21 protein-coding genes are annotated in these 25,933 nt (G+C 64.8%); 14 read left to right on the top strand and 7 right to left on the bottom strand.

The features are described 5' to 3' along the window. The first annotated feature begins 73 nt into the window (after positions 1 to 73). From hflK to CKO27_RS14570, 10 genes are all read left to right on the top strand, one after another. Positions 74 to 1,246: an FtsH protease activity modulator HflK gene (gene hflK, locus CKO27_RS14525; protein ID WP_200375621.1), complete on the top strand. Its 1,173-nt coding sequence runs from the start codon at positions 74 to 76 to the stop codon at positions 1,244 to 1,246. A gap of 17 nt (positions 1,247 to 1,263) precedes the next feature. Next, complete coding sequence (gene hflC / locus CKO27_RS14530; RefSeq protein WP_420825834.1) at positions 1,264 to 2,127, top strand: protease modulator HflC; 864 nt, start codon at positions 1,264 to 1,266, stop codon at positions 2,125 to 2,127. A 164-nt stretch (positions 2,128 to 2,291) separates the two neighbouring features. Then, positions 2,292 to 2,474 carry a DUF2065 family protein gene (locus tag CKO27_RS14535; RefSeq protein ID WP_200375623.1) on the top strand — a complete coding sequence of 61 codons (183 nt, stop codon included), beginning with the start codon at positions 2,292 to 2,294 and terminating at the stop codon, positions 2,472 to 2,474. A 29-nt stretch (positions 2,475 to 2,503) separates the two neighbouring features. Next, positions 2,504 to 3,727: an ATP phosphoribosyltransferase regulatory subunit gene (locus CKO27_RS14540; protein ID WP_200375624.1), complete on the top strand. Its 1,224-nt coding sequence runs from the start codon at positions 2,504 to 2,506 to the stop codon at positions 3,725 to 3,727. Beyond that, positions 3,720 to 5,015 carry an adenylosuccinate synthase gene (locus CKO27_RS14545; RefSeq protein WP_200375625.1) on the top strand — a complete coding sequence of 432 codons (1,296 nt, stop codon included), beginning with the start codon at positions 3,720 to 3,722 and terminating at the stop codon, positions 5,013 to 5,015. The genes CKO27_RS14540 and CKO27_RS14545 overlap by 8 nt, the downstream gene beginning before the upstream one ends. A 393-nt stretch (positions 5,016 to 5,408) precedes the next feature. Further along, positions 5,409 to 7,877 carry a DUF2868 domain-containing protein gene (locus tag CKO27_RS14550; RefSeq protein WP_200375626.1) on the top strand — a complete coding sequence of 823 codons (2,469 nt, stop codon included), beginning with the start codon at positions 5,409 to 5,411 and terminating at the stop codon, positions 7,875 to 7,877. Next, positions 7,877 to 9,313: a GTPase/DUF3482 domain-containing protein gene (locus CKO27_RS14555; protein WP_200375627.1), complete on the top strand. Its 1,437-nt coding sequence runs from the start codon at positions 7,877 to 7,879 to the stop codon at positions 9,311 to 9,313. Before CKO27_RS14550 ends, CKO27_RS14555 begins: the two co-directional genes overlap by 1 nt. A 175-nt stretch (positions 9,314 to 9,488) precedes the next feature. Then, positions 9,489 to 10,778, top strand: coding sequence for an adenosylmethionine--8-amino-7-oxononanoate transaminase (bioA, locus tag CKO27_RS14560; RefSeq protein WP_200375628.1), 1,290 nt, complete (start codon positions 9,489 to 9,491; stop codon positions 10,776 to 10,778). Positions 10,779 to 10,940: 162 nt separating this feature from the next. Beyond that, on the top strand, positions 10,941 to 12,260 hold the full coding sequence (locus tag CKO27_RS14565; protein ID WP_200375629.1) for a hypothetical protein: 1,320 nt from the start codon (positions 10,941 to 10,943) through the stop codon (positions 12,258 to 12,260). 59 nt (positions 12,261 to 12,319) lie between these two features. Next, on the top strand, positions 12,320 to 12,928 hold the full coding sequence (locus CKO27_RS14570) for a hypothetical protein (RefSeq protein ID WP_200375630.1): 609 nt from the start codon (positions 12,320 to 12,322) through the stop codon (positions 12,926 to 12,928). 49 nt (positions 12,929 to 12,977) lie between these two features. On the opposite strand, the gene CKO27_RS14575 is transcribed toward CKO27_RS14570, so the two are convergent. Together CKO27_RS14575 and CKO27_RS14580 are read right to left on the bottom strand one after the other, a co-directional pair. After that, a complete protein-coding gene (locus tag CKO27_RS14575) occupies positions 12,978 to 13,304 on the bottom strand; it encodes a DMT family transporter (protein ID WP_200375631.1) in 327 nt (108 codons plus the stop codon). Positions 13,305 to 13,384: 80 nt separating this feature from the next. Next, entirely contained in the window at positions 13,385 to 13,789 is a 405-nt protein-coding gene (locus tag CKO27_RS14580) for a hypothetical protein (protein WP_200375632.1), read from the bottom strand. Positions 13,790 to 14,127: 338 nt separating this feature from the next. On the opposite strand from CKO27_RS14580, the gene sufB reads away from it, so the two are divergent. From sufB to CKO27_RS14600, 4 genes are all read left to right on the top strand, one after another. Further along, positions 14,128 to 15,573 (top strand): Fe-S cluster assembly protein SufB, encoded by a 1,446-nt coding sequence (sufB, locus tag CKO27_RS14585; protein WP_200375633.1) that lies wholly within the window; start codon positions 14,128 to 14,130, stop codon positions 15,571 to 15,573. 101 nt (positions 15,574 to 15,674) lie between these two features. Then, entirely contained in the window at positions 15,675 to 16,430 is a 756-nt protein-coding gene (gene sufC / locus CKO27_RS14590; protein ID WP_200375657.1) for a Fe-S cluster assembly ATPase SufC, read from the top strand. Further along, positions 16,427 to 17,743 (top strand): Fe-S cluster assembly protein SufD, encoded by a 1,317-nt coding sequence (gene sufD / locus CKO27_RS14595; RefSeq protein WP_200375634.1) that lies wholly within the window; start codon positions 16,427 to 16,429, stop codon positions 17,741 to 17,743. The genes sufC and sufD overlap by 4 nt, the downstream gene beginning before the upstream one ends. Positions 17,744 to 17,826: 83 nt before the next feature. Next, complete coding sequence (locus CKO27_RS14600; RefSeq protein ID WP_200375635.1) at positions 17,827 to 18,231, top strand: SUF system Fe-S cluster assembly protein; 405 nt, start codon at positions 17,827 to 17,829, stop codon at positions 18,229 to 18,231. Between the two features lie 15 nt (positions 18,232 to 18,246). Here CKO27_RS14600 and CKO27_RS14605 read toward each other — a convergent pair whose 3' ends face one another. The 5 genes from CKO27_RS14605 to CKO27_RS14625 form a co-directional block, all read right to left on the bottom strand. Further along, positions 18,247 to 19,431: an alkaline phosphatase family protein gene (locus tag CKO27_RS14605; protein WP_200375636.1), complete on the bottom strand. Its 1,185-nt coding sequence runs from the start codon at positions 19,429 to 19,431 to the stop codon at positions 18,247 to 18,249. 181 nt (positions 19,432 to 19,612) lie between these two features. Next, positions 19,613 to 22,846 (bottom strand): efflux RND transporter permease subunit, encoded by a 3,234-nt coding sequence (locus CKO27_RS14610; protein WP_200375637.1) that lies wholly within the window; start codon positions 22,844 to 22,846, stop codon positions 19,613 to 19,615. A gap of 97 nt (positions 22,847 to 22,943) precedes the next feature. Continuing rightward, on the bottom strand, positions 22,944 to 24,104 hold the full coding sequence (locus CKO27_RS14615) for an efflux RND transporter periplasmic adaptor subunit (RefSeq protein WP_200375638.1): 1,161 nt from the start codon (positions 24,102 to 24,104) through the stop codon (positions 22,944 to 22,946). 170 nt (positions 24,105 to 24,274) lie between these two features. Then, the gene (locus tag CKO27_RS14620) at positions 24,275 to 24,679 is read right to left on the bottom strand and encodes a type 2 periplasmic-binding domain-containing protein (protein WP_200375639.1); all 405 of its coding nucleotides are present in this window, start codon (positions 24,677 to 24,679) and stop codon (positions 24,275 to 24,277) included. A 125-nt stretch (positions 24,680 to 24,804) separates the two neighbouring features. Then, on the bottom strand, positions 24,805 to 25,899 hold the full coding sequence (locus tag CKO27_RS14625) for a response regulator (RefSeq protein WP_200375640.1): 1,095 nt from the start codon (positions 25,897 to 25,899) through the stop codon (positions 24,805 to 24,807). Positions 25,900 to 25,933: the final 34 nt, after the last annotated feature.

The following is a 25,933-nucleotide window of genomic DNA, read 5'->3' on the forward strand; positions in this document are numbered from 1 at the left end:
GCCGTCATCCAGGCGGTCCCTTACAATCGAGGACATCGATCGATGCACATTCTTATAGAAAGACGGAGAAGTTATGGCCTGGAATGAGCCAGGTGGCGGTAACAAGGACCCCTGGAGCGGCAAGAGCGGTGGCGATCAGGGTCCACCGGACCTCGACGAGGTCGTTCGCAAACTCCAGGAGCGTCTCGGCGGTCTGTTCGGAGGCAATCGGCCGCCGGGGGACGGCTCATCGGGTGGTGGCCGCCTGGGCGGTTCGGGCGGTCAGCTCAGCACCAAGGTCATCGGCATCATCGCCGGTGTCCTGGTCGTCATCTGGCTCGCGACCGGCATCTATATCATCGAGCCCGCCGAGCGAGGCGTGGTGATGCGGTTCGGGCATTACGTCGATACGACCGGTCCGGGTCCGCACTGGCACATTCCCATGCCGATCGAAACCGTCGTCAAGGTCAACGTGGACGAGGTTTCGACCCTCACCCACAAGGCCGCGATGCTGACCCAGGACGAGAATATCGTCGAGGTCGAGCTGACCGTCCAGTCGCGCATCCAGGACGCGGCGGACTACCTGTTCCAGGATCAGGATCCCGAGCGAACGCTGAACGACGCTACCGTGACCGTGGTCCGGGTGGTGATTGGCCAGAGCAAGCTTGACTTCGTGATGACCGAGGGCCGCGGAGCCGTCGCTGTCACCATCAAGGAGCGGATTCAGCAACTGCTGGACCGCTACAAGACGGGGCTGGTCGTTACCTCGGTCAACATGCAGCCGGCCAAGCCGCCGGAACAGGTCAAGGCCGCCTTCGACGATGCCATCAAGGCACGAGAGGATAAGGAGCGGCTGGAGAATCAGGCCGAGGCCTACTCCAACGAGGTGCTGCCCAGCGCGCGTGGTAACGCCGCGCGCCTGGTCGCGGACGCCAAGGCCTATCGGGATCGCGTCGTCGCCTCCTCCGAGGGTGAAAGCTCGCGCTTCACGTCCGTCCTCAACGAGTACCGCAAGGCCCCGGAAGTGACTCGTCAACGACTCTATCTGGAAACCATGGAAGACGTGTTGAGCAAGAACGGCAAGGTCATGCTGGACGTGCGCGAAGGTGGTAACAGCCTCATTTACCTGCCGCTCGACCAGATCATGAAACAACAGAACCAGACGCCGCCCGCGGCCTCGAGCCAGGAGTCCAGCAACCCCATGGCCATGCCGGAAAAGTCCGATCCACCGCAGCGCGTGGTTGATCGCGAACGGAGGGTGCGTTGATGAGTCGATCCGTTCCCATGAAAACCTGGCTCCCGGCGGCCCTGGCGGTCGTGGTGGTGTTCTTTTCCGCCTTCACCTTCGTGGTGCGGGAGTACGAGGTCGCGCTCAAGCTGCGTCTGGGCGAGATCGTTTCGGACGATTACGCGCCCGGTCTCCATTTCAAGATTCCGATCCTCAATCAGATCCGGAAGTTCGATCGGCGGATTCAGACCCTCGATTCGCAGCCGGAGCGCTTTCTGACCGTTGAAAAGAAGGACGTGATCGTCGATTCCTACACCAAGTGGCGTATCTCGCGTCCAGCTCAATTCCTGCGGTCGACCGGCGGTATCAGCGCGCGCACCAGTCGGCTGCTCTCGGAGCGGATCAACACCAGTCTGCGTGATGAATTCGGCAAGCGCACCATCCAGGAAGTGGTCTCCGATGATCGTCTCGCCCTGATGGATATCCTCACGCGTGATGTGAACGAGAACGCGGCCGACCTCGGCGTCGAGGTCGTGGATATCCGGGTCAAGAAGATCGACCTGCCGCCCGAGGTGAGCGAATCCGTCTACCAGCGGATGCGCGCCGAGCGCGAGCGGGTGGCGCGGGATCTCAGGGCCAAGGGCGCCGAGGCCGCCGAGCGGATTCGCGCGGACGCGGATCGTCAGCGCACCGTGACCATCGCCGAGGCCTATAAGGAATCCGAGGAGATCCGTGGCGAGGGCGATGCGAAATCGTCCGAGATCTATGCCAATGCCTTCGGCCAGGATCCTGATTTCTACGCCTTCTATCGCAGTCTCTCGGCTTACCGCGAGAGCTTCGGGCAAGGCGGCAGCATGTTGGTTCTGGAGCCGGACTCGGAGTTCTTCCGTTTTTTCCGCGAGGCGAGCGGTCAACCCTGAAGCCGATCCTGGCCATCGGGCCGCCGATCGACCGAAAGACCGCCGCGAGCGGTCTTTCGGCGTTGGACAAACCGCGGGTCGTTTGAAAAGATAGCGACCCTTGGTCGCCTCATGGATCGTTTCCCTGGCGACGATTCATTCACCTCGCTGGATCCTTTCACATCGTGCATGACATCCTGGTCGCCCTGTCCCTCGTCCTGATCATCGAGGGCATCTGGCCGTTTCTCAGCCCCGCCACTTTTCGCCGGATTCTGGCGATGCTTGCCCTTGAGGGTGATAAGCCGTTGCGGATCGCGGGGTTCGTCAGCATGCTGTCGGGTCTTGGTCTGCTCTATCTAGTGAATTGATCCCAATCTAGCGAATCGATCATTGCCCTATGAACGAGGAACGGTGGCTTCTACCAGCCGGCATCGAAGAGGTGCTCCCGCCCCAGGCCCAGGTCATCGAGTCCCTGCGGCGCGATCTGCTGGATCTCTACGCGACCTGGGGCTATGAGCTTGTCATCCCCCCATTCATCGATTATCTGGACTCGCTCCTGACTGGAACCGGCCAGGATCTCGATCTCCAAACCTTCAAGCTTACCGACCAGCTCAGCGGTCGCCTGCTGGGTGTGCGCGCCGACATGACACCCCAGGTCGCGCGCATGGACGCCCATCATTTGCGTCGCGATACGCCCACGCGCCTCTGTTATCTGGGCACGGTCCTGCATACCTTGCCCGATGGGTTCGCCGGTACGCGCAGCCCCTTGCAACTCGGCGCCGAGATCTATGGGCATTCCGGGATCGAGAGCGACACGGAAATCCTGCGGCTCGTTCTCTTGACGCTGCGTACCGCCGGGATCGCCGAGAGCTATCTGGACCTCGGTCATGTGGGTATCTATCGTGGGTTGGCCCGTCAGGCCGGTCTCGACGCGGCGCAGGAGCATGCGCTCTTCGACGCCTTGCAGCGCAAGGCCATCCCCGAGATCGAATCCCTGATCGGCGGCTTCGGGATCTCGGGCGCTCCGGCGGACATGCTGGCGGCCCTGGCGGAACTGAACGGCGGTGACGCCCTGTCTCGGGCCGACGCCATTCTGGCCGCCGCCGACCGTCCGGTGCGCGAGGCGCTCGACTATCTGCGCCGTCTGGCCGAGGAACTCAACCGCTGGCTTCCCGAGGTCTCGATTCATTACGATCTCGCCGAACTGCGCGGCTATCGCTATAAGACGGGCGTCGTCTTCGCGGCCTTCGTTCCCGGCTGGGGGCTGGAGATCGCGCGCGGCGGGCGTTATGACGACATCGGCCGGGTCTTCGGCCGAGCACGTCCGGCGGTTGGATTCAGCACGGATCTCAAGGGCCTCTTGCGGCATGGTCGCGGACTTGAGGAACGCCATCGCTTGGAGGCCCCGATCCATGCCCCCTGGTCCGCCGATCCGGCCTTGCGGGAGGCCGTCGAGGGATTGCGGATGTCCGGTCGACGCGTGATCCACGCGCTGCCTGGACTCGAACAGGATCCTTGTCAGCTCGGCTGCCGGCAGCGGCTGGTTTCGCGCGACGGGCGATGGGATCTAGAGGCCGTCGATACTTCCGATAATTTCCTGGGAAACCTGACAGATGGGTAATAGCGTCGTTGTAATTGGCGCCCAGTGGGGCGATGAGGGCAAGGGCAAGGTCGTCGACCTGCTGACCGATCGCGCGGCCGCCGTGGTGCGCTTCCAGGGTGGCCATAATGCCGGGCATACCCTGGTCATCGATGGCGTCAAGACCGTTCTGCACCTGGTTCCCTCCGGGATTCTGCGCGAGGGCGTCCGTTGCCTGATCGGCAACGGCGTGGTCCTCTCGCCCAGCGCCCTGTTCGAGGAGTTGGCCATGCTGGAGCAGGCCGGCGTTCCGGCGCGCGAGCGACTGGGCATCAGCGCCGCCTGCCCCCTGATCCTGCCTTATCACATCGCCCTGGACCAGGCGCGCGAGCGGGCGAGGGGCGCGAAGGCGATCGGTACCACCGGACGCGGCATCGGACCGGCCTACGAGGACAAGACCTCGCGGCGCGGCATCCGGCTCGGCGAGTTGCTCGACGCCCGTCATTTCGAGGAGCGCCTGCGCGAGGTGCTCGACTATCACAACTTCACGCTGGTGCATTATTTCAAGGCCGACGCGGTCGACCAGGCCATGGTGCTCGACGAGGCGCTGGGGCAGGCCGAGGCCCTGCGTGCGCTGGTGGTGGACGTTCCGGGTTTGCTGCATGGGCTGCGCGCGCAAGGCCGCGACCTGCTGTTCGAGGGCGCGCAGGGCGCCTTGCTCGATATCGATCATGGAACCTATCCCTACGTCACCTCCTCGACCACCACGGCGGGTGGAGCCGCCAGCGGCAGTGGGGTCGGACCCCGTGATCTGGATTACATCCTGGGTATCGTCAAGGCTTACACGACGCGCGTTGGGGCGGGTCCATTTCCGACCGAGCTGCATGACGCCGACGGCGATTGGCTAGGCCGTCGCGGCAACGAGTTCGGCGCCACCACGGGCCGCAAGCGTCGCTGCGGCTGGCTCGACATGGTGGCGCTCAAGCGCTCTTTCGCCATCAACAGCGTGACCGGTATCTGTATCACCAAGCTGGATGTTCTCGACGGGATGGAGACGGTCCGGATCTGCACCAGCTACCTGATGGATGGCGAGGAACTCGATGTTCCACCGGTTGGGGCGGATGCCTTCGCCCGATGCGAGCCCAGATACATCGACTGTCCCGGCTGGACGCAGTCCACGGCGGGCGTTGCCTCGTTCGACGAGCTCCCCGCCAATGCCCGCCGCTATCTCGACACCATCGAGCAACTTAGCGGTCTGCCGATCGACCTGATCTCGACCGGACCGGACCGTCTCGAAACCCTGACCCGGCGTCATCCGTTCGACGTCTAAGGCGATTTCCAGGACGGTTCATACCCGGTTGCAAGCTCCGGAAATGGACAGGATTAACAGGATTCTTCAAGATTCACAGGATCAAAAACAGCGCTTTATAAATCCTGTCAATCCTGTCAATCCTGTCAATCCTGTCAATCCTGCGAAATCCTGTTGATCCTGTCTATGACGGCGCGAATCCTCGCGCGCGATCCAGCCCCATTCCTTGCTTCGTTCGCGCCCCATCGCGCGGCGCGGACGTCTGGCGCTCGCTCTCATCGAGGTCGGGAGCCGAGCCCTGCTCCAGGCGGTCATGCCGAGTGAATTGAAACCTCGTCTGTGGGATTATTCGATCCCCGACCGCGCGCTTCCTGGCGCGCGGCATTCCGACGCCTAGAAGAACAAGCATTGGCCATGGATCCACGACACCAAGCAGACGACTGGAGCCTTGCCGAGGGCGCGCCCGCCAAGGTCGCGGACTGGACCGCCGCCGACCTCATCGATTTCGAGTATTACCTCGATGCCGATGAGCGGGAGTTGCGTGAAAAACCGTCCTCCCGCAAGGCGCTCGCCGAGCGTGATCGGGCGCTCTATCTGGAGCGCATCGAGGGGGAGCTTGGTGGTGAAAAGCCGCATACGCCCACGCATCGCCGCGTCAGCCTCCGCCACTGGCTGAAGGCCCGGCGCGAGGCCGAGGATCCGAGTCTCCGCCCGCTTCTCCCCGGTATCACCTTTGCACATGCGCATGGGCTGGGTACCTGGCTGCTGGCTGGTCTGGGGTTCCTGCTCGGCATTGGCGCGGCCTCGACCCTGCTCAACTACGATGGCCATCTTCCGGTCAGCGTCCCCTGGTTCGTCTTTCTGCTGGTCGTGGTTCAGTTCCTGCTCGTCGTCGGAGCCCTCTTGACCTGGGCGCGTCGCGGCGCGCGGCGCGAGCGGGCGGCGATCGAGGAGTCATGGCTCCTGAGCCATGTGATCCAGCCCCTGTTCGCGCGCGCGGCGCACTGGTTGCAGGAGCAGCATCTGGCACAGGCCACCGCCGAGGTTCGGGAGCGTGCGCTCGCGACCCAGGGGCTGGTGCGCTCCCAGTTCGCCATTTACGGTCCACTCTCCATTCTGACCCTGCTGATCCCGGCCCAGGTGTCCGGGGTCGCCTTCAATCTCGGCATCATCCTGACCACCATCGTGCTCGAGTGGTTCACGGATATTGCCTTTGGTTGGGGAACCTCGCTGACGGCCCATCCGCAAACGATTCATGATCTGGTGCGCTTCATCGCCGCGCCCTGGAGCTGGCTGTTCGGCGAGGGGGTGGGTTATCCGACGCTCGAGCAGGTCGAGGGCTCGCGCGTCTACCTGGAGCAGTGGGCCTCTTCCGCAGCCGGTTTCAAGCCGGATCCGGAGCACCTCAGGTCATGGCGCTGGTTCCTGGTGCTCGCGGTCGTCACCTATGGGCTCTTGCCCCGCCTGATTCTACTGGGTGGCTCCATCCTGGCCCAGCGCCTCGCGCTGGCCAGGCTGCCATTCACGCACGGGCGGATTCAGGCCCTGTATGCCCGTCTGCTGACACCCCGTCTGGACACCCAGGGCTCGGGGGCTGGCCAGGGTTCCGAGATGCACATCCCCGGCGAGATCCGGCCTAAGGCGCCCCGCTCGGGTTTGGTTGGACCCTTGAAGGCTGAACACCCGATCGTTGGTAAAAGGCCCTGGCGTGACACGCCTCAAGTCGATCGCGCGGATTTCCAGGCCGAGGTGCCTTCGGTTGGCCCCGCGACACGCGAGCCCGAGGCGCCCGAGGCGGATCGCCAGCCGGAACCAGTCACGACTCCGCTCGCGGAGCCGACAGCCGAGCCCGCCCCGGAGCCCGTCGAGGAGAACACCCAGGAGTCGACACCGACGGATATTCCGTCCGCCGAAATCCGGTTGGAAGATATCGCGCCGATCCCGACAATCCCCGAGCCCGAGCCCGAGCCGGAGCCGGAGCCGGAGCCGGAGGTGCCGGCCGCGATCGAGACGCTGGTCGAGGCCGAGGAACCGACCGAGGCGTCTTCGCCCGAGTCGCTGTCCGAGCCAGTCCAGATGGCCGAGGTTTCCGTAGAACCGGTCGAGCCAGAGCCAGAACCAGAACAGTTCCAGTCGGAAAGCGCGCTGGGTGCCGAAACGGACGAGCCCCCGGCGGCGATCCCTGAAGCGGCCGAGCCCGAGTGGCCCGAGCCGATCCTTGAGTCCAGGGAAACAGACCGCCAGGAGTTTGAACCCGAACCCGAGGAGGAGCCACCCGAGGCGAATACCGCGCGGGAGTTGGTTCCTCCTGGTTTCGCGCCAACCACGGCATTCGAGACCGAGCCGACGGAGTCCGGCGGCGAGAGGCTCGCGGTCGAGCCGGCGCCCCAGGCACCCGCCGAGCCGCGCGCGGGAGCGCCGCGATACGCGCCGGATGCCTGTCTGTTGCTCATCCACGTCGACATCGATGACGTCCTCGAACCCGAGGACCGCCCGCGCCTGGAGCAACTGCTGCGCGATCTCAGCGGTTGGCAGGTGGGCGTCCAGGCGACCTTCGGTGCCGGCAGCAGCATGACGGCGCGCGCCCTGGCCCTGCTGGAGGAGGGTGACTGGCGGGCACCGCCGCCAAGGATCGCCGTGATCCAGGACGGCTCCCAACCGCCGATCACCGAGAACCTCGTCTTTCTGCGCGAACTGCGGGCCGCCGCTGGAACCCAGGCACAGATGCTCCTGGCCCTGGTGGGCGATCCCGAGGACGACGACCGGCTGCCGCCGTTACGCGCGTTCGACCATACCGATTGGCAGCGCAAGATCGACCAGATGGCCGATCCCTATCTGCGCCTTGATATGCTGGCCCCGCCCACCGAGGATGGAGAAGACTGATGGCGGCAAAGATTCCTCGCCTGGCGATCATGGGACACCCCAACGCGGGGAAATCCTCCGTGGTGGCGACCCTGACCGAGAACGACCGGATCGCGATCGATAAGCGGGCCGGCACCACCACCAAGTCCGATTTCTATCCCGTGGTCATTGATGGCCGCAAGATCATCGAGTTCATCGACACGCCCGGCTTCCAGAATCCCAACGCCATTCTGGAGTGGTTCCAGGCCAACGAGGACAAGCCGGATCTGGCGCGCGCCTTCGTCAACGCGCATAAATCCGACCCGCTCTATGCTCATGATATCGCGCTGCTGGAGCCGGTCGCCGAGGGGGCCGGCATCATCCTGGTCGTCGATGGATCCAAGCGGATCAAGGAAAAGGATCGCGTCGAGATCGAGCTGCTGCGGCTCACGGCGCGTCCGCGCATGGCGATTCTGAACAATCTGACCAAGCAGAATCGTTATATGAATCAGTGGCAGGATGCCCTGAGCAAGGCGTTCAACTCGGTTCGGGAATTCAACGCCCATCGCGCCACCTACTCCGAGCGCATCAAGCTCTTGAGCGCGCTCAAGAGCATCGACCAGCGCTGGGAGCCACAGGTCGAGGAGGCCATCGACGCCTTCGCGCGCGATTGGGAGCGGCGGACCGACCAGGCCGTGGCCACCATCGTCGATCTGCTCAGGCAGGTCTTGACCTACAAGGTCTCACGAACGGTCAAGAACAACAGGATCGTCTTCCAGAGCGGTCGCGATCGGGTCAAGACCGAGATCATCGCCGAGTTCGAGGATGGCTTGCGCAAGATGGAGGTGGACGCCCAGGAGCAGATCCGCTCTCACTTCCGTCACAACGTCTGGAACGTCCCGTCCGATTCCGTCCTGGGTCAGGATCTGCTGTCGGAGGATGTCGGCCAGGCGCTTGGGCTATCCAGACGTCAGCTCGCCATGGCCGGGATGGCCGCGGGCGCCGCGTCGGGGGTCACCATCGATCTCGCGACCGCTGGCCATTCGCTCGGAACCGGCGCGCTGCTCGGCGCGGCGGCGGGCGGCTTCCTGGGGATGGTTGGCGGCAAGGCGCTGGCGAAGCTCAATATCGAACGGGCGCCCAACACCCACGTCTTCACCATCGGCCCGGTCTCCAATCCGCGTTTTCCCTTCGTGCTGCTCGACCGCCTCGTGCTCTACAGCGCCCGCGCCATGAACTGGGCGCACGGCCGTCAGGCCGCCGACGAGCAGGATCCGGACAAGGTTCCCGACCGGGAGGTTCGTCGACAGGGCTTCACCGAGGAGCTGACCGCCGCTCGGCAGCGCGAGCTGGGCCGCTTCTTCAGCGCCGCCCGGCGGGGCAAGGAATCGGATCACGAGGCGGAGTGTCGGGAGATCGTCAAGGGGATCCTGCGCGGCGTCTCGCTCAGCGAGATTGATAGTCGCAGCGATCTCTGATGCGATGAGCGACCCGCTCAAGAAACCCCCATTGGTCTCCAGACCTTCGGCGAGACCGTGACGATGGGAATTATCCATCCCTCCCATCCATGCCGCCGGACCCGGCCGCGGGCCGTCCGTCCCTGGAATTTCCAAGACGTTCCAAACGCGGATCCCAGGTCGGAGTAGCGAACGGATGGATAGCGCCGAGATCCTCGCCATCGACCAGGCCCATGCCTGGCATCCCTATACCTCGACCATCGATCGGGATCCGGTCTATCCGGTGCGCTCGGCGCATGGCTGTCGTTTGGAACTGATGGACGGTCGGGAGTTGATCGATGGCATGGCCTCCTGGTGGTGCGCGATCCACGGCTACAACCATCCGGTTCTCAATCAGGCCGCGCGCGATCAGCTCGATCGCATGTCCCATGTGATGTTCGGCGGACTGACGCACGAGCCGGCCATGCGTCTGGTGCGCTCGCTGGTGGATCTGACCCCGGAACCGCTCCAGCACGTCTTTTTGTGCGACTCGGGCTCGGTCGCGGTGGAGGTGGCGATCAAGATGGCCCTCCAGTTCTGGATCTCCGGGGGGCGGCCGGAGAAGCATCGGCTCATGACCATTCGCTCCGGTTATCACGGGGACACCTTCAACGCCATGTCGGTGTGCGATCCCCTGACCGGGATGCACCATCTGTTCAGCCGGGTTCTGCCCAGCCAGATCTTCGCCCCGGCTCCGCTCGGTCGCTTCGGCGAGCCCTGTTCGCCCGAGGACATCGCCCCCTTCGCCGAGCTGATCGAGCGCCACCGGGGCGAGCTGGCGGCCGTGATCCTGGAGCCGATCGTGCAAGGCGCCGGCGGCATGCGTTTCTACGGTGCCGACTATCTTGGACAGGTACGCGCCCTCTGCGATCGTTTCGATGTCCTCCTGATCGCCGACGAGATCGCCACCGGTTTCGGTCGCACCGGCCGTCTCTTCGCCTGCGAACATGCCGGGATCTCGCCGGACATCCTGACGCTCGGCAAGGCGCTGACCGGCGGCTACCTGACCCTGGCGGCGGTCCTGTCCAGTCGGCGTGTCGCCCAGGGGATCTCCTCGGGCGAACCGGGCGTCTTCATGCATGGTCCGACCTTCATGGGCAATCCGCTTGCCTGCGCCGTCGCCAATGCCAGTATCGAGCGGCTGCTGTCTGGAGACTGGTCGGCCAATATCCGTCGGATCGAGACGGGTCTGTCGAGCGGACTGGCACCCTGCCGGGGCCGGCCCGGCGTGGCGGACGTGCGGGTGCTGGGCGGGATCGGTGTCGTTGAGATGGAGCGCCCGGTCCCGATGCGCGAGACCCAGCGTCGTCTCGTCGAGCGCGGTGTCTGGGTCCGTCCGTTCGGCCGACTCATCTATCTGATGCCACCCTATATCGTTTCCGACCGGGAGCTTGGCGTCTTGTGCGAGGCGGTTGTCCAGGTGGTGGCGGAGTCGCCGAACCTGTAGATATCCTGGATCGACGAACGGCCGAGGCCGCTACCCTTGGCTGGTCCCCGGTCGCTCGAAAATGAGGATCGGGCGGAGGGGTTCGATCCGTTATCATGCGTCTCCACATGGCTCGACAATCACCTCCAGGTCTTCACTGACCGACCACATCCGGACAAACCCTTGCCTACTGACTCGCCAGCCGATTCAAGCTCGATCATCCGGGGTGCGCGTCCTTGGCTCGCGCTGACGCTCGCGTTCGGGCTGATCGGCTGCGGCGCCATGCCGCCGGCCTCCGAGCGCGCGGTCGAGCGCGGCGCGGGCGGCCTGGTCGGGAAACCACCGACGCCCGAATGGCGAGACTCCAGGGGGCGCGAGGAATCGGAGCGAGCGGGGGGCGTGGCCTCGCCTGCGGGTTTGGGCTCGCCGCTCTATAGCCGGCAGCCGGAGCCGCTGGCGCGCGAGGTGGCGCTGGTCTGCGCCCGCGCCCGAGCGGAGGGGCGCGGGCCGGAGCGTTTTCTGCGAACGCTCGTGGCCGATCTCTATTTCTCCGAAGTCCCCCCTGGCATGGCGACGAAGGCCCTGTTGGATGGCGATTGCGGGAGTCCCGCCGGGATCGTCGAGGAAATGGTGGCGCGGGGTGGCGATGACAGTCTCGAGGCCGTGCTGAGCCAGTCGCGCCGGGGGCCGGAAGGCGGCCAGGCGCGTCAGCTCGATTCCGCCGTGGCCGCCGGTCTCGCCCGTCATGCCGACCTGTCCGAGGTGACGTCCGACGCCAGGCCCGATGAGCCGACCGGCTACGGGATGCTCTACTTCCCCTCGGTCGGCGCGAGCAGTCAGTTGGTGACCTCGGTGGCGCTGAATCGGCTGTACGAGGAAGCCCTGCCTGGCTATGGAATCTACACCTTCGTGCTCATGGGCTCGGCCTCCGAGAACCCGAGCGGTCATGACCTGGCGAGCTACGGCGAACTCTTCAGGACGATCGAGACCTATGTCTCGGCGGGCGACGGAGCGTCCGATGTCCCGAATCCGGAGACGCATGTCTTCCTGGTTCCGGTCAAACCGGGGGACGCGGGGGCGCCCCTGATCGATCAGTCGGCGTCGGATCTGTCGGATCTGATGCGGCGGCATTTCAGTCGGGCCCTTCGTCACGAGGGCCATCAACGTCTGGCGGCCAGGCTCGACAAGGGTGCCGGCCCATTCCTGGTGGCGGCCCTTGAGCCACGTCTGCTGCCGTCGAGTTCGGACTCCCCCAGGCTGGTGACCGATCTGTCCGGTATCGGTCCCGAGCACATCTACGGGGTCGTGGATGCCTTCGATCGCGCGATTCCGCCGGAGACGAGTGGTCGGCCGGAGAGTCTGTCCCTGATCCGCAAGCGTTTGCTGGGCCTTCCGGTGAGCCCATCCGATCGGCGGGGCGCCAGCCCCGATGGCAAGAGCTGGGTCTTCATGCTCGGCCCCATGGCCGCGCGTCCGGTCGCCGACCGTTCATCCCTGTCCTGAGCCGTTCGCTCGGCTGGGCCGAGCGATACACCGCCCGAAGGAGGCGATTGGTTTCATCCATGAATATCATTCCTTACAGTGTCGGCAGTCTCATCCGTTTCCTGATCGGGATCTTTCTCCTGCAGGGGGTGACGGGCCTCCTGGTCTATACCGCCCTCAATACGGATTGGGCGGTCACCTGGCCACTGTTCGTCCTGTTGGCCGGCGCCATCGGGCTGGTCGTGGCCCTCTGGTTCAACACCATCATTTCGGCGGATCGCCATCGCGTGGTCTCGCGGGTCAGCGAGCGTCATTCCAAGGAGCGGGAGAAGATCCGCGCGCGCGCCGAGCAGCAGCGCCTCAAGTCGACCCGCGAAACCGAGCGGCTGGCGGCCAAGGCCAATCGACGCGCCTCGGCTGGCCTCAGTCTCAAGACCGGCGTGGTGGTTGGCGGAACGGTCGGGGTCGGCGTGGCGATGATGCTTGCCCAGTTCCTGACCCTGGGTCTGGTGACCCTGACCGCGGCTGGCGGGGTCGCGCTTGGCTATACCGTCAGGGTGCGCCAGGAGAAGACCATCGCCGCGCGACGGCTCGCGGCGGAGGATCGGGCCTTTCAGGTGATCGAGGCCGATGTTGGCGAGAAGCGTGTGCTGCCGAGGCGAAGGAAGAACCCGGAGGAGGCCGTCTGAGCCTTCCGGCCATCGCGCCATCGGGCCTCTAGCCGTCGGGACATCCCGGTCAGTGGACCGACACCAGCTTGAGACCCAGGATGCCGACGACGATGAGTCCGACGAAGAAGAACCTGGCCAGCGTGGCCGGTTCGCCGAAGAGGAAGATCCCCAGCACGAAAGTTCCGGTGGCGCCGATGCCGGTCCAGACGGCGTAAGCGGTCCCGATCGGGATGCTTTTCAGGGCCAGCAGCAGCAGGGCGCCGCTCGCGCCCATGCAGACGCCGGCGAACAGGAGCCAGCCCCAGCGAAACCCCGTCTCGGTCAGTCCGAGCTTGAGTCCGACCGGCCAGCCCCATTCGAAGACTCCGGCGATGAGGAGATAGATCCAGGCCATGGATAGGGATTGCGAGCGCGATCCAGTGCGCCACTAATGTCGGTGAGCCAAGTGCCTGTCCTCGCCAGGGTGGACCAAGGCTAGTCCTTGCCCGGCTCGGGGCGCGACTCCGGTTCCGCCGGGGCGGGGTCGGCCGGTCTCGCGCGTTCGCTTCCGCATTCCATCAGGCACTGGTCATATTGCACGGAGCAGAGTTTCATGTCGGCGCCCAGGCATTCGATGGGCTGGACGCACAGCGGGCCGGTCCCGTCGCGACACTCCCGTTGCTCGGTCTGGAGTTGGGCGGCGTATTCCTGGCAGAGCCGCTCGCGCAGTTGCTGGCGCTGATCGCACTGGGTTTTCATCAGCTCGCAGTTGGAGACACAGGCGTTTCCCGGCTCGACGAGGGGCGTGGGTGCCGGTTGCTTGAACGGGTTGGATTCGCAACCGACCAGCAGGACCGAGGAGAGCAGGGCGACGAGGAGCCAGTTGAAGGTGTTGAGCATTGGCGAATTCTCCATGAATCGATGCCCGCACTCTACCATAGCGCGGTTGAGCGCTCCTCCCGATCCCGTGGCCTGGAGGGCTTCCGGCCATCGGGAGAGCGGAAGATCGCGAAGGCCATGCGCCGGTTTTTGAGTAAAGTGAAAGAGTCGGAATATAATCACATGTTCATCCAGGTGCCTTGAGCCGGATATCCTTGAAACCAGGCTTCCAGATGCGGATATTGATTCCGGGCGGTTCGCCCGAGAATTTTCTGCCTGCCAGGGTGTTGATTCGAACCCTGGCGAGCGTATATTAAAAACCTAGTGAAATACTCAAGAAAGCGGAGCCAGGAGCCATCATGACTGGAGCCCCAGCCGTCGAAGACATCGTCAGGTCGGAATACGAGCACGGTTTCACGACCGAGATCGAGTCCGATACCTTGCCGCCCGGTCTGGACGAGGACGTCGTGCGCGCCATCTCCAGGCGCAAGGGCGAACCGGAATTCATGGTCGAGCAGCGGCTCAAGGCGTATCGGCACTGGCTGACGATGCGCGAGCCCGAGTGGGCGTCGGTGCACTATCCGAGGATCGATTTCCAGTCGATCTCCTATTACTCGGCGCCCAAGCGGCCCGAGGATATGCCCAAGAGCCTGGACGAGATCGACCCGGCGCTGCTGGAGACCTACAACAAGCTCGGCATCCCGATCGAGGAGCAGAAGGCCCTGGCCGGGATCGCGGTGGACGCGGTATTCGACAGCGTCTCGGTGGCGACGACCTTCCGCGCGACCCTGGCCGAGGCGGGCGTCATCTTCTGCTCCATCTCCGAGGCGCTGCATGACTACCCGGAGCTGGTGAAGCAGTACATGGGCTCGGTCGTGCCCCATACGGACAACTATTACGCGGGGCTCAACGCCGCCGTCTTCAGCGACGGCACCTTCGTCTATGTCCCCAAGGGTGTGCGCTGTCCCATGGAGCTGAGCACCTATTTCCGTATCAACGCGCGCAACACCGGTCAGTTCGAGCGGACCCTCATCATCGCGGAGGCGGGTAGCTACGTCAGCTATCTGGAAGGCTGCACCGCCCCCCAGCGCGACGAGAACCAGTTGCATGCCGCCGTGGTGGAACTGATCGCGATGGAGGACGCCGAGATCAAATACTCGACCGTCCAGAACTGGTATCCGGGCGACGCCCAGGGCCGGGGCGGCATCTACAACTTCGTGACCAAGCGCGGCGACTGTCGCGGCGCGCGCTCCAAGATCTCCTGGACCCAGGTCGAGACCGGCTCGGCGATCACCTGGAAGTACCCGAGCTGCATCCTGCGTGGCGAGGGATCGGTCGGGGAGTTTTACTCGGTGGCCGTCACCAAGGGTCGTCAGCAGGCCGATACCGGCACCAAGATGATCCACATCGGCAAGAACACCAGCTCGACCATCGTCTCCAAGGGCATTTCGGCGGGGGAGGGCCAGCAGACCTATCGCGGTCTGGTGCGGATCGGCCCGCGGGCGGAGGGGGCGCGCAATCACACCCAGTGCGACTCGCTCCTGATCGGGGATCGCTGCACCGCCAACACCTTCCCCTATATCGAGGTCAAGCACCCCTCGGCCCAGATGGAGCACGAGGCGACGACCTCGAAGATCAGCGACGACCAGCTTTTCTACTGTCGTTCCCGCGGTCTCAACGAGGAAGACGCGGTCTCCATGATCGTCAACGGCTTCTGTAAGGAGGTGTTCAACGAACTCCCGATGGAGTTCGCGGTGGAGGCACAGAAGCTTTTGAGCATCAGCCTGGAGGGGGCGGTCGGTTAGTCGGTTGTCAGTTGCCGGCGTTTCACCGGTTTTTTCTGATCGGGGGCTGAGGACTGAGTGCGGGAGACGCTCGGCCGGTCTGAATCTATTTGGAGAAGATGATGTTGTCTGTCAAGGGCCTGCGGGCCAACGTCGGTGATAAAGAGATCTTGAGGGGATTGGACCTGGAGGTCGGTCCCGGTGAAGTCCATGCCATCATGGGGCCGAACGGCTCCGGCAAGAGCACCTTCGCCCATGTGCTCTCCGGCCGCGCGGGCTACGGCGTGACCGCCGGTTCCGCGATTTTCGAAGGTCGGGATCTGTTCGATCTGGAGCCGGAGGAGCGTGCCCGGCTGGGGCTCTTTCTGGCCTTTCAGTACCCGGTCGAACTGCCGGGCGTGAACAACACCTATTTTCTCAAGGCGGCGCTCAACAGCATCCGCAAGGCGCGCGGCGAGTCGGAGTTGGACGCGGTTTCCTTCCTGCGGCTCATCAAGGAGCGGCTGAAGATCCTGCATCTCGATGATTCACTGTTGAAGCGCGCCGTCAACGCCGGCTTTTCGGGCGGTGAGAAGAAGCGCAACGAGATCTTTCAGATGGCTCTCCTGGAGCCTAGGCTCGCCATCCTCGACGAGACCGACTCGGGTCTCGACATCGACGCCCTGCGGGTCGTCGCCGATGGCGTCAATGCGCTGCGCGGTCCCGAACGATCCATGATCGTGGTCACCCATTATCAGCGCCTGCTCGATTACATCGAGCCGGACTATGTGCATGTCCTGGCCAAGGGTCGGATCATCCGCTCCGGCGGCAAGGAGTTGGCGCTGGAGCTTGAGGAAAAGGGCTACGGCTGGATCGACGCGGAGGTCGAGGCGGCATGAACGGCGACCCCCAGATCGGTTTCGAGCGCTGGCTTGCCGAGCCGTCCGCCGGGGCGGCGCCCGACTGGCTGGAGTCGTTCCGGAGCGGCGCCAGGGAGGACGTTCGGGCGCGGCTCCTGCCCCATTCCAAGGAGGAGGCCTGGCGCTATACCAGCGTGAAGAGTCTCCTGGAGCAGGGATTCGCCCAGTCCGACGAGACCATGACCGCGCTCCAACCGGATGATCTGGAGGAGATTCTGGTTCCCGGCTTCGAGACGCATCGGCTGGTGCTGGTGAACGGTCGCTACGTACCCGAACTGTCCGCGCCGGGCGACTGGCCCGAGGGTGTTCGAGTCGGCGGGCTCCGGGCCTTGCTGGAGAGCGATCCCGACGCCCTGCGCGAGCGGATCAACGCGACGGTGGACGAGCCGCAGCCCTTCTTTTCAGCGCTCAACACGGCCGGACTCGATGACGGACTGGTCGTGCTCCTGGGGCCTGGGGCCATCGTCGAGCGACCGATCGAGCTGATCCATCTCTCGGTCGGCCTGGACGAGCCGCGGGTGGCCCAGCCGCGTCATATCGTCAGGCTCGACGCGGCCGCCCAGGCCACCCTGGTGGAGCGCTACGTGAGTCTCGGAAACTCGGTCTATTGCACCAACAGCGTTGTGGAGGTGTCGCTGGGGCGCGACGCGATCCTGCGGCACGAGCGCGTGCAGATGGAGAGTCCTAACGCCTTCCATCTCACCGGGCTCTATCTCGTCCAGGACGAGAATAGCCACTACATGGGCGTGAACATCGGATTGGGCGCCCGTTGGGCGAGGACCGACCTCAATGCCCGCTTCCGCGGCCGGCATGCCGAATGTGTCCTGCGGGGCCTCTATCTGGCGGGGGACGGCCAACTCCTGGACTACCACCTGGATGTCGATCACGCGGTCCCGGATTGCCGCAGCCAGGAAAACTTCAAGGGCATTCTCCATGGCAAGGGCCGGGCGGTGTTCGATGGGCGCGTCCTGGTCGCCAAGGATGCCCAGAAAACCGACGCGGCCATGTCCAACCGCAACCTGATGCTCTCGGAGCAGGCGGAGGTCGACACCAAGCCCCGGCTCGAGATCAAGGCCGATGATGTCAAGTGCAGTCATGGGACCACGGTCGGCCAGATCGATCCGGAAATGCTCTTCTATCTGCGTTCACGCGGGATCTCGGAGCCGCTCGCCCGGCGGATGGTTTGCCTCGGGTTCGCCGGCGAGATCATCGAGACCCTGGGCTCCGAGGCGCTGCGCGAGCATATCTCGGAGCAGGTCGGTCGGCGGCTGGAAGCCACGTCATTGAGTTGAGTCATCGAGCCTTTGAGTCTCGGGGTTGGCCGCGTCAGCGAGCGCTTCGCTCTGGCCATTGATGTGTTGTCGAGAGGTCGATCATGAACAGACTGGCCCGCTTCGCCGGTTTCGGTAAGCGCAATAAAGAGCAGGCGGAAGAGACGGCCGTCCTGCACGATGTCGTCGTCGAGCACATGGATCCGGAGGAGCTGCGCGAGCCCATCATCGCGTCGCTGCGTACCGTCCATGACCCGGAGATACCCGTCAACATCTACGACCTGGGACTCATCTACCAAATCGACATCGCCACCAACGGAGACGTGGCGGTGGACATGACCCTGACCGCGCCCGGCTGTCCGGTCGCGGGCATCATGCCGCTGATGGTCAAGAGCGCTGTCGCGCGGGTGGAAGGCGTGGGCGAGGTCAACGTGCGACTGGTCTGGGATCCGCCCTGGAGCGCCGACACCATGAGCGACGAGGCCCGATTGCAACTTGGATTGATGTGATGGCTCGCCCGCCGCCTAGACCTGAAAGAGGCACAGCGGCACCATCAGCTCCGACGCGCTCAGCCCCCCATGGACGCCGATCTGGGGGTGGGGCTGCTCGAAGGGCAGGAACTGGCGAATGATCCGACGATCGCGTGGCAGGAGACAGTAGTCGCCCACGCGCTCCAGGATCCGAGGGTGCGCCTCGCCAAGCCCGAAATAGCCTTCCTCGATCAGTCGCCGACTCGCGATCAGCTCGACCTCCGCGTCGAGCGCCCGCCGGCAGTAGGACTCGAAGCGGCTGGCGCGCTCTGGCCGAACATAGGCATAGGCCGCTCGCGGCTCGCCGCACAATGGCAGAATCAGGCATTCGGTCAGCTCCGGATGATCCTCCATGTCGATGATGTCGGCCGGTTGAATATCGATCTGACCATGATCGGCGCAGACCAGAAGTTGCGTATCCGTGCCCGCCGCCGCTTTTAGAAAAGCCTCCAGGGCCTTCTCGATCTCGGCCAGATGCTGGATGGCCGCCTGGCTTTCCATCCCGAACGCATGCCCGATCGAATCCAGCCCTGGCCAGTAGAGATAGAGGTATTTGGACTCCACCGGACGTGGGGGTCGCCCCCATCGCGCACTGGGTCGAATAGCCTGCAATGTCCGCTTAAACATCCCGGTGAGCGTTTCGAACGTGAGAATCTCGCCTCGTCCGATGTGCGCTCGATTGAAGTCGGAATAGGCGATGAACGCGGGCGAGACCGCGATTCCACGCGTCGCGATCCGGTCGAAGACCGAGGTGTTACCGAACAGCCGGCCCGTGTCGATCCCCGCGGCCCGGTAGGAAACGCCGCCATAGCGAGGCGTGCCTGGAAGGACCGTCATCACGCAGCCCAACTCGCCCATGTAGGTGAACCAGCCGGTCAAGCCGTGCTGGAGCGGCGCGACACCGGTCAGGAAGGTGGGGATAGCGGCGGCCGTCGTCGGCGGAAACACCGAGCTGATGGCGCCCCGATTCGCCCGGCCGAGTAGTCCGTCGGGCGCCTGGCGAGCCAGCCAATCGGCCCCCAACCCGTCAATGACCAGCAGGATCAGGTTGGTCGCCCGGGCCAGATCATCGATCGGCAGTCCATCCAGCGGCGGATGATCGCCGCGACCGCCGCGCGCCTGGATGAGGCTGCTCATGAGGTTGAGGATACCGCCGCCCTGATAGTCGGGTTTGAGCATATCGCGATGAGGCTTTGGCGCCGCGCCCGCGCGAGACCTTGCCCGTGAGGCGAAGGGCTCGCGATTGGGTTTCTCGGCAATCCACCAAGCATAGCCCGGCCAGCTGATCGGCGGGATCATTCGGCACCGATAGGGTGCGCGTGCGCCGGCTTCCTCATGATCCTGAATCCCGGAAATCGCCTTAGCGTCGAACCAGATGCTGGCCCGCGCTAACGCAGCCGAGCGGAATCACCACCAGCGTCAGCAGCGTCGAGACCAGCACGCCGAACAGCAGCGAGATCGCCATGCCCTGGAAGATAGGGTCGGTGAGGATGACGCTGGAGCCGGCGACCAGGGCGAGCGCGGTGATGAGGATGGGGCGGGTGCGGGCCTTGCAGGCGTTAATGACGGCGTCGGTGACGGAGCGGCCCTGGGCCACTTCCTGGATCGAGCAGTCGACCAGCAGGATGGAGTTACGCACGATGATGCCGGCGAGCGCGATGAAGCCGATCATGGAGGTGGCGGTGAAGTCGGCGCCCATCAGCCAGTGGCCCGGAATGATACCGAGCAGGGTCAGTGGGATCGGGGCCATGATGACGCCTGGGGTGACGAAATTGCCGAATTCGGCGACCACCAGCATGTAGATCAACACCAGCGCCACGCCGAAGGCGAGACCCATGTCGCGGAAGGTTTCATAGGTGACGGTCCATTCGCCGCCCCATTCGAAGCCCGACTTTCCATTGTCGGGCGGGGCGCCGCTGAAGAGCGTGCCGGATAGGGTCACGCCGTCCGGCGTCTTGTAGTCCGCGAGCCGTTTCTCGACCTCCAGCATCGGATAGAGCGGGGCGCCCAGCTTGCCGACCGCGTCGCCGACGACGTATTCCAGCGGTCGCAGATCCTTGTGATAGACGATGGGATCCTGCGGGCTCTTGACGAAGCTCCCCAGCTCCGCCAAGGGCACCGACTGGCCGTTGCCGGTCGGGATCGGCAGGTCCGAGAGGCGCGTCAGGTTGGCACGCAGCGCGAGCGGAACCTCGATGGTGATGAAGGTCGGTTCCAGTTGGCTGCCGCGCTTCACGTCCCCGGTCTTGAAGCCGCCGAGCGCCATGTCGAGGTTGCGGATCACGGTGTCCACCGAGATGCCGAGCCGCACCGCCTTCTCGGCGTCGACCTCGAAGCGCAGGATCTCATAGGGTTCCTGCATGTAGTTGTCGACGTCGGCCAGGCTGTCGACGCCCTCGAAGAGTCGCGTCATGTCGGTGGCGACCTGGCGCCGGGTCTGGGCGTCTGGGCCATGGATCTCGGCGACCACGGATTGCAGCACCGGCGGTCCGGGCGGCATCTCGACCACGGTGATCCGCGCGCCCGACTCGCGGGCCAATGGGGTCAGCATCTCGCGGGCCTGGAGCGCGATCGCGTGACTGCTGCGATCGCGCGCGTGCTTGTCGGTGAGCTGGACCTGGATCTCGCCCTGCCAGGGTTTCTGGCGCAGATAGTAGTGCCGTACCATGCCGTTGAAGTCGAACGGCTTGGCGGTGCCGGCATAGGTCTGGATGGCGACCACCTCGGGGATCTCGCGCACCCGCTCGGCGAACTCTCGGGCGGTGTTGACGGTCTTGCCGAGCGCCGTGCCCTCCGGCATGTCGAGCACCACGCTGAACTCGGGCTTGTTGTCGTAGGGCAGCATCTTGAAGGCGACGGCCTTGGCGTAGAACAGCCAGCAGGAGAGAAAGAAGGCCGCGATCAGCGCGATGAGAAAGAGATAGCCCAGCGTCTTGCGTTCGATCAGGGGAACCAGCAGGCCGCGGAAGAAGCGCTCCAGGCCGGCGGCGGTCTTGTGTTCGCGCTCCTCGGCCTTTTTCAGCGCGGCGATTCCGGGCTTGATGCGCATTGCCAGCCAGGGCGTGAAGGCGAAGGCGGCGAACAGCGAGAAGAGCATGGCGACCGAGCCCAGGGCCGGAATCGGCTCCATGTAAGGCCCCATCAGCCCGGAGACGAAGCCCATCGGCAACAGCGCCGCGACCACGGTTAGGGTGGCGATGATGGTCGGATTGCCGACCTCGGCCACCGCCGCCACGGCGGTCTCGGTGTCGGTCTCGCCCTTGATCAGCCAGCGGCGGTAGATGTTCTCGACCACCACGATGGCGTCGTCCACCAGGATGCCGATCGAGAAGATGAGCGCGAATAGACTGACCCGATCGATGGTATAACCCAGGATCCAGGCCGAGAACACCGTCATCAGCAGTACGACCGGAATCACCAGGGTCACGACGATGGCGGGTTTGACGCCGAGCGCCACCAGCACCAGCAGGGTCACGGCGCCGGTGGCGACGAACAGCTTGAAGATCAGCTCGTTGACCTTGTCGTTGGCGGTCTGGCCGTAATTGCGCGTGACCTCGATCTGGACGTTGTCCGGGATCAACTGGCCCTTGAGTTGTTCGACCTTGTCCAGAATGGCGTTGGCGACCGTGACCCCATTGCTGCCTTCCTTCTTGGCCAGCGCGACCGTCACGGCTGGCAGGCCATCGGCCTGGCCGTCCTCGGGGTAGCTGGGGCCGGTGTAATAGTTGACCTGCTGGCGGTAGTCCTCCGGGACCAGGCTCACGCGCGCGACGTCGCGGACATAGATGGGCGCGCCGTTGTAGGTGCCGAGCATCAGTCGCTCGACATCGGAGGCGCTCTGAAGGAAGGAGCCGGTGTAGACCGTGAGGTGGCGTTCGTCCGACTCGGCATTGCCGGTGCGCCGCTCGGCGTTGGCGGTCTTGATGGTGTTGGCGATGTGATCGAGTGTCACCCCGTAGCCGGCGAGTCGCTGGGGTTCGACCTCGACGCGGATCTCCTCGTGCCGCCCGCCGACCAGGAAGCCCTGACCGACGTCCGGGATCTGCGCGAGGCTTTGCAGCAGCTTGGAGCCCAGGGTGCGCAGGGCGGCGTCGTCGAGCAGGTCCGACCAGAGGGTGAGCGTGACCGCCGGTACGTCGTCGATGCCCTTGGGTTTCACGACCGGGGGCAGGGCGCCCGGCGGCATGATCTGCTGATTGGCCTGGAGCTTGTCGTGGACCTTGACCAGCGACGGTCCCATCTGCTCGCCGACCTCGAAGCGCACCGTGATGAGGCCCTGTTCGCGCTCGCTCGCCGAATAGACGTGCTTGACGCCAGGGATCTCGGAAAAGAGCCGCTCCAGCGGCTCGACGGCCAGGCTGCCGACCTGCTCGGTCGAGGCGCCGGGATATTGGACGAAGACATCGATCATGGGGACCGAGATCTGCGGATCTTCCTGGCGTGGGGTCGACATCAGACCCAGGATGCCCATGGCGAGCATCGCCATGAAAAGCAGCGGTGAGAGCGGCGAGTGGATGAAGGTCCGGGCGGTCAGGCCCGCCAGACCAAGCTTATGCGTCGGATCGGTGGTCAGGCTGGTGGTGTTCTGTGACATGGATGAGTCTCTAATACGGCCGCCATACGCCGACCGTTCATGAAGAGATGGACATTCCGGAGTTCTCGGTCGGATACGGACTTTCCCGGAAATCGTCTCAGTGGCCCTTCGGCGGATCGATCAGCAGACGCTCGCCGCCCTGGAGGCCGGTCAGGACGCTGACCTGATCCCCGTATTGCTCGCCCAGCCGCAAGAGGTGGAGGCGTGGCCGGTCCTGCTCGTCGAGCACGTAGACCATGGGCAGTCCGCCCCGATAGATCAGGGCAGAGACCGGGATCACGGGCACCGCGCCCAGTTCGGACTCGCGCTGTGGGATCAGTACCTCGGCATACATGCCGGCCTTGGCCGGGGCGCCTTCCTGAAGGTCCAGCTTGACCCGGATCGTATGACGGGTCGGATCGGCCATGGGGAAGACCTGGGCGACCCGTGCCGGCACCACCGTTTGGCTTGGATCGTCGAGCTTGACCCTGGTCATGAAGCCGGGTTGCAGGGGCGCGGAGAGTCGCGTCGGGACATCGGCCTGGAGTTGTAGCCGCTGCATGTCGGCGAACCCCAGGAGCGGCTGCCCCGGCTGGACCGTGTCGCCCACGTTGACGTGCTTGTGGGTGATATAGCCATCGAAGGGCGCGACGCTCTTGATGTCGCCGAGTTTGGCGTCGACCTCGCGCAGTTGCGCCTGGGCGGTCACCAGGGCGCCCTGCGCCTGTTCGATCTGGGTGCCGTACTGATGCAGGTTGGCGGAACGGGAGACCCCGGTCCCCTTATTGTCCCCGAAGAACGGCATGGGCATCATCTGGCTCATCATGTTGCCCTGCTGGGGCGTGGGATCCGCGCGCTCGCGCTGGTACTGGACCTCCGCGTTGCGCACCGCCGCCTGGGCGTTGGCGATCGCGGCCAGGGCCGCCTGACGCTGCGCGACCAGCGCGGCGTCATCGAGCACCGCCAGCACCGTTCCCTTGCGGAAGAAATCTCCCTCGCTGCCGGCGATCAGTTCCACGCCGCCGGGCATCTGGGCGGTGAAGGTGATTTCCTCGACCGGGACGATGGTGCCGCCGACCGTGGTATTGCCGCCGAGATTGCGACGTTCCACCGTCGCCCAGCGCGGTGTTTCGCCGGGTGGCGGCTGTAGGGTTTCCGGCAGGCTGGGCGGCGTCGCGCCGAGGTCGGGCGTGACGGGTTCCTCGGCGAGGACGAGGCCGAACAGAAGGGCCGACGCGCCGATCAGCGCGGAGGCGGGGATAAACAGGCGTTGAGACATGACGACCGAACTCCTCCGTTGGATCTTATTGGCCGAGGCGGTGATGGAAAGCGTCAAGGAGCCGCGAGACGTGAGGGTCGAAGCCGTTCGCCGCTCCGGGCGAAGGGCGCGAAGCATAGCACAGTGCCCATGATCGTTCGGAGTCGAGGCACGCCCTCGATGGGCGCCGGTCAGGGCCGGGTGAAGACGACCATCACCCCAGGGCCGACCTGGCTGGCGTCGATATAGCCGATCGCGCCCGAGGTCTCGGAGACATAGTGGAGCACCTCCTCGGCGCTGGTCAGCTCGCGAGGCGGCGTGCCCTTGCCGACATAGCGGCGCACCGTCCAGTAGCCGATGTACTTCTCGTCGTCCTGCTTCATGTAAAGATCCAGGAAACGCAGTCGCAGCGCGTGGCCCGGCTCAAGGTTGACTGGACTGACCCGCGTGCCGTTCACCTCCACGATCTTGCCCGTGTAGATGCGCTGAAGGGTCGTCATGTCCAGTTGGGGAATCCCGGGGTGGCCGATGATCACGGGATCCGCGCTCGGCGGCTGGGCGATGAGAAGGAGCAAGAGGGCCGGCGGGATGCGCATCTCAGCTTCTCGACAGGTGAGGCCGCAGGAACGCGATGGGACAGGGTCCGTCATCGGGCGTCCGAGCTCGCCGATGCATCGGGAATCCTATGGTTCGGGTTGGCGGGACGGACATAGGGATATCATCAGGCGTCCGCCAGCCGCGAGGCGATCTCGGCGCATTCGTCGCGCAAGGCCATGAAGGCATCAACGACGCCTGGATCGAAATGGCTCCCGCGCCCCTCGGCGATGAGCGCCACCGAGGCCTCGTGCGTGAAGGGTTCCTTGTAGGGTCGCGAGGAGCGCGCCGCGTCGTAGACATCGGCCACGGCCATGAGCCGCGCGGACAGGGGGATGGATTCGCCGGCGAGTCCATCGGGATAGCCGCTGCCGTCCCAACGCTCATGATGGTAGCGGGTGATTTCGGAGGCGAAGCTCAAGAGTGGATTGTTGTGTCCCATCGATTTACGCGCCTGCTCCAGAATCTCATGACCCCGCGTCGAGTGGGTTTTCATGATAGCGAATTCCTCCGGCGTCAGTCGGCCGGGTTTGAGCAGGATGTGGTCGGGGATGGCGATCTTGCCCACGTCGTGCAGCGGGGCCGCCTGGGCGATCTGATCGACCGTGACCGGGGTCAGGATCCCGGGATGGTATCCCTGGCGCAGCATCCATCCGCCGAGTCGGCGAACGTACTCCTGGGTGCGGCGGATGTGATTGCCGGTCTCTTCGTCGCGAAACTCGGCCAGCGACACCATGACGTGGATGGAAGCGGCCTGAAGCTGGAGCACCTGGTCGACTTGCCGGGCGACCTCCTGTTGTAGCCAGGTGCTCTGGTCTTCCATGAAATCCTGCCAGCGCTTGATTTGCAGATGTGTCCTGATACGGGCCAGCACAATGGGAGGCGTCAGCGGTTTGTGGATGTAGTCGACGGCGCCGACCTCGAAGCCGAGCCGCTCGTCGTCCAGGTCCATGGCCGCGGTGACGAAGATGACCGGAACCCTGGCCGTGGCTGGATGGGCCTTGAGCTGGCGACAGACGTCGAAGCCGCTCAGGCCCGGCATCATGACGTCACAGAGCACCATGTCGGGCGGCGCGGCCATCGCCAGGTCCAGCGCCCGCTGGCCACTGGTGGCGGTCTTGACCCGATAGTCGGTCTTGAGCATCTGGGCAAGCAAACTCAGGTTGGCCGGCGTGTCGTCGACCACCAGCACGGTCGGGCGTTCATTCCGTAGTGTCAACATCGTTTAACCATCCATTGTCTGGTCCAGCGGTTGC

Source organism: Thiocystis violacea (genome assembly GCF_016583575.1).
GTDB lineage: Bacteria > Pseudomonadota > Gammaproteobacteria > Chromatiales > Chromatiaceae > Thiocystis > Thiocystis violacea.

Coding starts and splice junctions, on each gene's coding strand:
- hflK (WP_200375621.1), top strand. CDS start 74: ATGGCCTGGAATGAGCCAGGTGGCGGTAACAAGGACCCCTGGAGCGGC.
- hflC (WP_420825834.1), top strand. CDS start 1,264: ATGAAAACCTGGCTCCCGGCGGCCCTGGCGGTCGTGGTGGTGTTCTTT.
- CKO27_RS14540 (WP_200375624.1), top strand. CDS start 2,504: ATGAACGAGGAACGGTGGCTTCTACCAGCCGGCATCGAAGAGGTGCTC.
- CKO27_RS14545 (WP_200375625.1), top strand. CDS start 3,720: ATGGGTAATAGCGTCGTTGTAATTGGCGCCCAGTGGGGCGATGAGGGC.
- CKO27_RS14550 (WP_200375626.1), top strand. CDS start 5,409: ATGGATCCACGACACCAAGCAGACGACTGGAGCCTTGCCGAGGGCGCG.
- CKO27_RS14555 (WP_200375627.1), top strand. CDS start 7,877: ATGGCGGCAAAGATTCCTCGCCTGGCGATCATGGGACACCCCAACGCG.
- bioA (WP_200375628.1), top strand. CDS start 9,489: ATGGATAGCGCCGAGATCCTCGCCATCGACCAGGCCCATGCCTGGCAT.
- CKO27_RS14570 (WP_200375630.1), top strand. CDS start 12,320: ATGAATATCATTCCTTACAGTGTCGGCAGTCTCATCCGTTTCCTGATC.
- CKO27_RS14575 (WP_200375631.1), bottom strand. CDS start 13,304: ATGGCCTGGATCTATCTCCTCATCGCCGGAGTCTTCGAATGGGGCTGG.
- CKO27_RS14580 (WP_200375632.1), bottom strand. CDS start 13,789: ATGCTCAACACCTTCAACTGGCTCCTCGTCGCCCTGCTCTCCTCGGTC.
- sufB (WP_200375633.1), top strand. CDS start 14,128: ATGACTGGAGCCCCAGCCGTCGAAGACATCGTCAGGTCGGAATACGAG.
- sufC (WP_200375657.1), top strand. CDS start 15,675: ATGTTGTCTGTCAAGGGCCTGCGGGCCAACGTCGGTGATAAAGAGATC.
- sufD (WP_200375634.1), top strand. CDS start 16,427: ATGAACGGCGACCCCCAGATCGGTTTCGAGCGCTGGCTTGCCGAGCCG.
- CKO27_RS14600 (WP_200375635.1), top strand. CDS start 17,827: ATGAACAGACTGGCCCGCTTCGCCGGTTTCGGTAAGCGCAATAAAGAG.
- CKO27_RS14605 (WP_200375636.1), bottom strand. CDS start 19,431: ATGCTCAAACCCGACTATCAGGGCGGCGGTATCCTCAACCTCATGAGC.
- CKO27_RS14610 (WP_200375637.1), bottom strand. CDS start 22,846: ATGTCACAGAACACCACCAGCCTGACCACCGATCCGACGCATAAGCTT.
- CKO27_RS14615 (WP_200375638.1), bottom strand. CDS start 24,104: ATGTCTCAACGCCTGTTTATCCCCGCCTCCGCGCTGATCGGCGCGTCG.
- CKO27_RS14620 (WP_200375639.1), bottom strand. CDS start 24,679: ATGCGCATCCCGCCGGCCCTCTTGCTCCTTCTCATCGCCCAGCCGCCG.
- CKO27_RS14625 (WP_200375640.1), bottom strand. CDS start 25,899: ATGTTGACACTACGGAATGAACGCCCGACCGTGCTGGTGGTCGACGAC.